The sequence below is a fragment of the Paenibacillus agri genome, assembly GCF_013359945.1.
Classification (GTDB): Bacteria; Bacillota; Bacilli; order Paenibacillales; family Paenibacillaceae; genus Paenibacillus_AQ; species Paenibacillus_AQ agri.
Map to the genome: position 1 here is coordinate 1 of NZ_JABWCS010000167.1, position 5,830 is coordinate 5,830.

The window sequence follows — 5,830 nt, forward strand, 5'->3', positions numbered from 1 at the left end:
CTGATTATCTTCTTCCGTTGACCCCAGGCGGAGACCAAGCGGCGTATCCCACTACTTGTTAGCCCCTATCCCTGTCACATGGGCGATGCAGGGTAGAAGCACGCACACAGGTTATTAAGCTTTATTCAACCGCCAGTTCCAACATTAATTCATCTATTTCTTTTTCATCAATCTTATCATTAGTTTTATAATGCTTTAATTCAGCACTTTTTAATTCAATGACTGGATTTTCAATAGTACACAGCCAGTTACTTATATACTTTTTAACTCTGCTTGAATATGATAACTCATATTGTTTTTTTAAAACCATAGCCCTTATTATATTTATCTCAGGCGAAGGGTTACAATCAATATACTGTTCATCCAAAATTATATCTAAGCGTTTGTTATTAAGTGCCGATTTAAAATATGTTGCTTCACCTTCTCCGGTGGCTAAATTAAAATAAGCGGCATCTAAATTATAAAAACAACCTTTAGGAATATTCTCTACTTTTGTATCAACTATATTATTTTTAAAGGCCCAGTTGCTTCTTATAGTCCAAATGTCAAATATTTGCTTATTGTGAATAGCTTTATAACCACCGAATCGATTTCTTGAATACTTCATACCAACAAAAACATCATCCAAAACATCATCTTCTGTATCAAGAATTATATCTATATCCCTAGGTTTTTTCTTATTAAAAAGAATATCTCTTATAGTCCCACCAACAATCACAACATTACCACGAGATTCCAACCTCTGGAATAAAGTGTTAACAGAATCCTCATTTCGTATGACATCAATATATTCCGCAATTTCCCTGAAGCTTGTGTGAGATATTGCATTGCCCATAAGCTCACCTCCAAGCATTATAATCTCACACCTGTTAACTTTTGATACAACTCAAAAGCATAAGAATCTGTCATACCACAAATAAAGTCCGTAACTAATAATAGACGATCGTATAAACTCGGATCACCATCTGCTGTTTTTCTTGAAGAATAATTTTCAGCAATAAATCGATAATTGGGAGATATTAATGAATATAACTTACCTGCTTTGGTATTAGGCTTTAACCTATCCTTAGAGATAACTGCTTCTACAAAAAGATTCAATAATCCCGTTATAACTTGTTGCCCCACCAACTCCTTCATTATTATACTTTTGTCCATAAAAATATAATTATTAGCGAGATGCTTGAAGGCAAGTCGTAGGTTCTTTGCTTTCGATGCTAGAATAATATCTTCATCAAACCTACCTTCTAATATGTTCCCTTGCTGTTCATTAAACGTTTTAACTACTGCATCAATCATAAATCCTTGTGCAGTAGTTCTAAATCGCTGAATAGCTATTTCAGAGGCATTTCCGTATTTTGTATCAACTGTTGTGTAGTATTCATCAAGCTTATCATATATCTTTTTTTCCTCTTCACAAGAAAAATCAAGATGCTGCCCTAATGTCTTTTTTATTAAATCAAAGCTCAGGACATTCTTCTTTAATCCATCCTCAATATCTGCGGCAGAATAAGCAATATCATCTGCGGCCTCCAATAAAAAGGCAATAGGATGCCTAAATCCACCCAGACCAGTACATTCTTTAATTTTCGAGAAGGAATCTTTTTCGGCTTGAAAGTATCCAAATTTCTTATAACTAGCCGAACCCCTTTTTTGATTTCCTTCTGTTGAAGACCTAGGATACTTTAAAAGGCTGGCTAAAGTTGCATACGTTAAATTAAAACCATTCTCATCAATTAAATATTGCAGTTTATGTGCTAATCTGAAACTTTGTGCATTTCCTTCGAAATGTATTAAATCCCCTTGTTCTTCTTCACTTAAACCATGTTCAGGGTGATCCTTAAACCACTGCCGAAAATAATTTTGAATTACAGCTTCACCAAAATGACCGAACGGAGGATTACCTAGGTCGTGTAATAGCCCCACTGTAGATAATATTGCCCCTAATTTCCCACTATGCCTAGAATCAAATAAGTCAGGCTTATTCTTAATCAAGTCATTTTCAACACTTACACCTATAGATCTACCAAGTGCGGATACTTCAAGTGAATGTGTTAAACGTGTTCTAATGAAATCACTATTGTCCAGAGGGAATACTTGTGCCTTGTCTTGTAGTCTTCTGACCGCTGAACTGAACACCACTCTTGAATAGTCATTCTCAAATGCATTACGACCATCAGTATCAGATTTTTTCACACTATGCTCTCTGAAACGTTCATCGCAAAACAAATCATCCCATCTCATCATATGTCTAGCCATAGTAATCTCCCTCAACTTAGATAGTAATTACATAATACAAGATTCGACAACATTAGCCAAATATGATTAAGCTCTTATAAACCAAAGATCGTTCCTGGTTTACAAGTTCTTAAGTGCACTTATTCTATCAACACAATTAGGACAAACACCACAATGAACTTCACTGTTAGCCTGGCATGAATACGTTAATGCTATTGGGACCCCCAATTCAACTCCTAACTCAGCAACTTCCTTCTTAGACATATCACGAAAAGGCATTTGAATATTTACAGTTCCGTATTCTCCAAGTAAGGTTCCCAATTTATCAAAAAATTCTTTGGAACAATCAATTTCTTTTGCATGATTAGAATTAATAAAAGCTGAGTATACCTCAGGTATATTTTCAGACTGAGCAACCGATGAAGCAATAGATAGAAACAAGAGGTTACGGTATGGTAAATATAAATCATCTGCAGTAACATCATCTTCCCATAGGTTAGGCTCCCGTATCATTCGAGACTCTGAATTTTCGTATATGTCCCCTATCCTCACGACTCTAACTGAATCTTTATACTCCTGGGGAAGTACTTTGAGTAATGTTTCATATTCCACTTTTTTAAAATGTTGTCCATAATCAATAAATAGGATTTGCACCCGTATTCCTTTCCTTTTCAACCAATAAGCCATTACCGTCGAGTCAAGACCACCAGATGCCATAAGAATTGCATCGTAACTTGTTTTATTATTCTCCAACTTGTTCTTCTCCTTTTGTAATAAGCTGGAACACTGCATCTACAACTTCTCCCAAGGTATAACATATCTTGGATACAGTCTTTCTTAAGAAGAGGTTATATGATCTATGATAAGGATCAAACAAAATTGTCGGCTTTCCGAATTTGGCCATCCAACCAATTTCCACATATGTACCAGGATCATCATTTAGTAATACTGCAATTAGTATAGAACATTCATTTAATAATTTTATGTCTTTATCATAAGCTTGTAACTGTTGTGACTCAGGCTCATTCCCTCTAATAATACCGTTTTCTTTAACTGGCCTACGGGGAATAAAATTATGGTATGTCAACGCATTGCATACATAATCAATCCAAGTAGTATCCACGTCTGGAAAATCTGGAGCCGCAATGTATATGTGTTTCCTACTTCTTTCATCCCAGGGTAGTTCTATGCCATTGAGTAATAATAACTCTTCTTCATCCGGCAAAAAATTCATAATTTCTTTAAAGTCATCATGCATCCATGTGCTCGCATATAATGATGCTGAATACGATGCTTGCTTTAGAGCAAATTGAATATTATCTTGCATGTGTTTTGTACTTAGAAAAACCGAATTATAACAGTCTCCCACACCTACTGAATGCTGAGTAACGACTGGAAACGAAGGAGCCGCAATCCACTTCATCTCATTATGAATATATAGTCTGGAGCCTCCTCTATTCTCCTTTAATAATATTGTTTTGGCGTACTTACTCTCTATTTTCTCAACAAGAAGTGAGGGTTCTTTATTACATTCTTCTTTAAAATATTCAGCTGAAGTAGATAAAATAAACGTTTCAAGAATTATCCCATTAGTTATGAGCATCTCCAACTCTAATTTTCCATATTGAAAATCGACGTGTACGCGACAATTAGTCTTTCCAAGAGTTTGATATATGGACGATAAAGGATACTTCCCTGGATATAAAATAATATCTGTTGGTTTAAACTTCTCCAAAGCTTTTTCTAGTTCCGATATATTTATTGAAGCTGTTGATTGTTCTCTTAAAATATCGTTGTATCCTTGATCTCCTGCTTCGACGGAGTCAGATATCAGTATTATATTTGGGCAGTTATTTATTTCTCCAATATGAAAATACTCGACTGCCGACAGTTCATTAGCATATTTACTGACACTTTCATTTATATAACTTGGCGATACTGTAGCTAAAGCATATGCTTGATTAAGTGCATCAAATGATCGAGCACTGTGAAAGACCCCGCCTAATCTTAAAATACTCTTCCCATCCGACTTTGCATGCAAATGAACGTCAGTATATACCTCTCCGATAACCAAAAATCTATTATTATACTGCATCTATATTTACCATTACTTTAGGTATAGGAGTATTAACACTATACACAACTGTGCCCATGTATTGATGCCCTTTCTTCATGCAACCCAACAAATAGCTATATGTACTAGGCAATAACCCTATTATCTCATCAGTAGAAGTACTGACTACAACTATCCTTCCATTAACTATGTTGTTATGAATGTGAACTGAATGCATTATTGAAGGAACTCCACCTTGATTTTTAAAGAAATCACATCTTGCTACTTCTTCAAGCCAGTCATCCTTTATACTTCTTAAACACATTTGACTCTCGCTTGATCCTTTCAAGTCGCCAAACGATCCTGTTCCAGAACTCCCCATAACTTTCCCTCCTTTTTCCTCGTCGACATTTTATGTAACTATTAGACATTAATATGTAAATCCCTTCTTATCCAAAAAAAATAAGCCCTCCAAATCAAAAAGAAGGGCTTATTTTTAAGCTTGTAATGAAATATCGCAGACTTCCAACTCATTTTTATTATAAATTAGCTTACCAGTAATGATGCCTTCGTAGTCAACAATGTAAGGAAGAATATACGTCATGCTGTCAGGCACATTTCTACTATTGTAAATAGTATCTAAATCAATCCAGTCGATTAATCCTTCATCAGAAGAAGTCAGTTCCCCTTCAAAGTCACTTGATTCAAACAGCATAAGGACTTCTGTTCCCAACTTGCGTATAGCATTGGAAACAGTCATGATTCCTCTGAATTTCAGATCATTGAGGTGTAATCCTGTTTCTTCAAACACCTCTCTCAGACAGGCTTCAGTAGGAGATTCTCGAAGCTCCACTTTTCCACCTGGAGCATTCCAAAATCCTTTGAACGGGTGTTTCTCCCTTTTTTGTACTAATATCTTCTCGTTGTCTCTAACTATACAGAGCGTGAATATATTACTACTCATAGTTATTTCACCTCCAAAACCAGTTAAGACTCCTTATAAAACTATCAGAAATCCTATCTTTCTTAAAGAGAACATATGCTTCATTTATTTTTAAAAAACAAGTAGAGTAAAACTCAACTATTTTATATCTTGAAGAGGGCTAATGAGTGGGGTACGCTAAAATAGCTATTCGTATATTAATTGGGGACAGTCGGATCTATTTAACTGTAAGCTTTCAGACCGTTGAGAAAGTCCAGTGGGCTTTTCCCGACGTTGATTTTTGTGTGGGGAGACTCAACTTTTAATACAAAAATTGATTTAAAACGATCTGACAGCCCCATTTTCAAGACAAATTAACTCCCTACAAAAAAACAGAGGTTTCTCAACAGTCTGAAACTTTCCGCATAATAAATTCACCCAACGTGTTTTACTAACTACAATGCATACAATTAAATGAAAAAGACACCTTAACGGTGTCTTTTCTAATACTCCATATGGAGCCGAGGGGAGTCGAACCCCTGTCCGAAGATAACGGCACATAAGTTTCTACGAGTGTAGTCACAGTTTTGATGTCACCCGAGTATCGCCCCGTAACCGGC

6 protein-coding genes and 1 other RNA gene are annotated in these 5,830 nt (G+C 35.7%); all 7 read right to left on the reverse strand.

The features are described from left to right. Window positions 1-121: 121 nt before the first annotated feature. A complete protein-coding gene (locus tag HPT30_RS00830) occupies window positions 122-835 on the reverse strand; it encodes a nucleotidyltransferase family protein (protein WP_175369673.1) in 714 nt (237 codons plus the stop codon). A 17-nt stretch (window positions 836-852) separates the two neighbouring features. Then, the gene (locus HPT30_RS00835) at window positions 853-2,256 is read right to left on the reverse strand and encodes a deoxyguanosinetriphosphate triphosphohydrolase (protein WP_175369674.1); all 1,404 of its coding nucleotides are present in this window, start codon (window positions 2,254-2,256) and stop codon (window positions 853-855) included. Window positions 2,257-2,355: 99 nt separating this feature from the next. Then, window positions 2,356-2,988 (reverse strand): 7-cyano-7-deazaguanine synthase, encoded by a 633-nt coding sequence (locus HPT30_RS00840; protein WP_217622201.1) that lies wholly within the window; start codon window positions 2,986-2,988, stop codon window positions 2,356-2,358. Next, on the reverse strand, window positions 2,978-4,330 hold the full coding sequence (locus HPT30_RS00845) for a nucleoside 2-deoxyribosyltransferase (RefSeq protein ID WP_175369676.1): 1,353 nt from the start codon (window positions 4,328-4,330) through the stop codon (window positions 2,978-2,980). The genes HPT30_RS00840 and HPT30_RS00845 overlap by 11 nt, the downstream gene beginning before the upstream one ends. After that, on the reverse strand, window positions 4,320-4,670 hold the full coding sequence (locus HPT30_RS00850) for a hypothetical protein (RefSeq protein ID WP_175369677.1): 351 nt from the start codon (window positions 4,668-4,670) through the stop codon (window positions 4,320-4,322). Before HPT30_RS00850 ends, HPT30_RS00845 begins: the two co-directional genes overlap by 11 nt. A gap of 114 nt (window positions 4,671-4,784) precedes the next feature. Continuing rightward, window positions 4,785-5,252 (reverse strand): NUDIX hydrolase, encoded by a 468-nt coding sequence (locus HPT30_RS00855; protein WP_175369678.1) that lies wholly within the window; start codon window positions 5,250-5,252, stop codon window positions 4,785-4,787. A gap of 471 nt (window positions 5,253-5,723) precedes the next feature. Then, window positions 5,724-5,830: a transfer-messenger RNA gene (gene ssrA / locus HPT30_RS00860) on the reverse strand; the annotation flags it as partial.

What these genes read in the sequence shown, in the direction of transcription:
- HPT30_RS00830 (WP_175369673.1), bottom strand. Translation starts at nt 835, where the DNA reads ATGGGCAATGCAATATCTCACACAAGCTTCAGGGAAATTGCGGAATAT.
- HPT30_RS00850 (WP_175369677.1), bottom strand. Translation starts at nt 4,670, where the DNA reads ATGGGGAGTTCTGGAACAGGATCGTTTGGCGACTTGAAAGGATCAAGC.
- HPT30_RS00835 (WP_175369674.1), bottom strand. Translation starts at nt 2,256, where the DNA reads ATGGCTAGACATATGATGAGATGGGATGATTTGTTTTGCGATGAACGT.
- HPT30_RS00845 (WP_175369676.1), bottom strand. Translation starts at nt 4,330, where the DNA reads ATGCAGTATAATAATAGATTTTTGGTTATCGGAGAGGTATATACTGAC.
- HPT30_RS00855 (WP_175369678.1), bottom strand. Translation starts at nt 5,252, where the DNA reads ATGAGTAGTAATATATTCACGCTCTGTATAGTTAGAGACAACGAGAAG.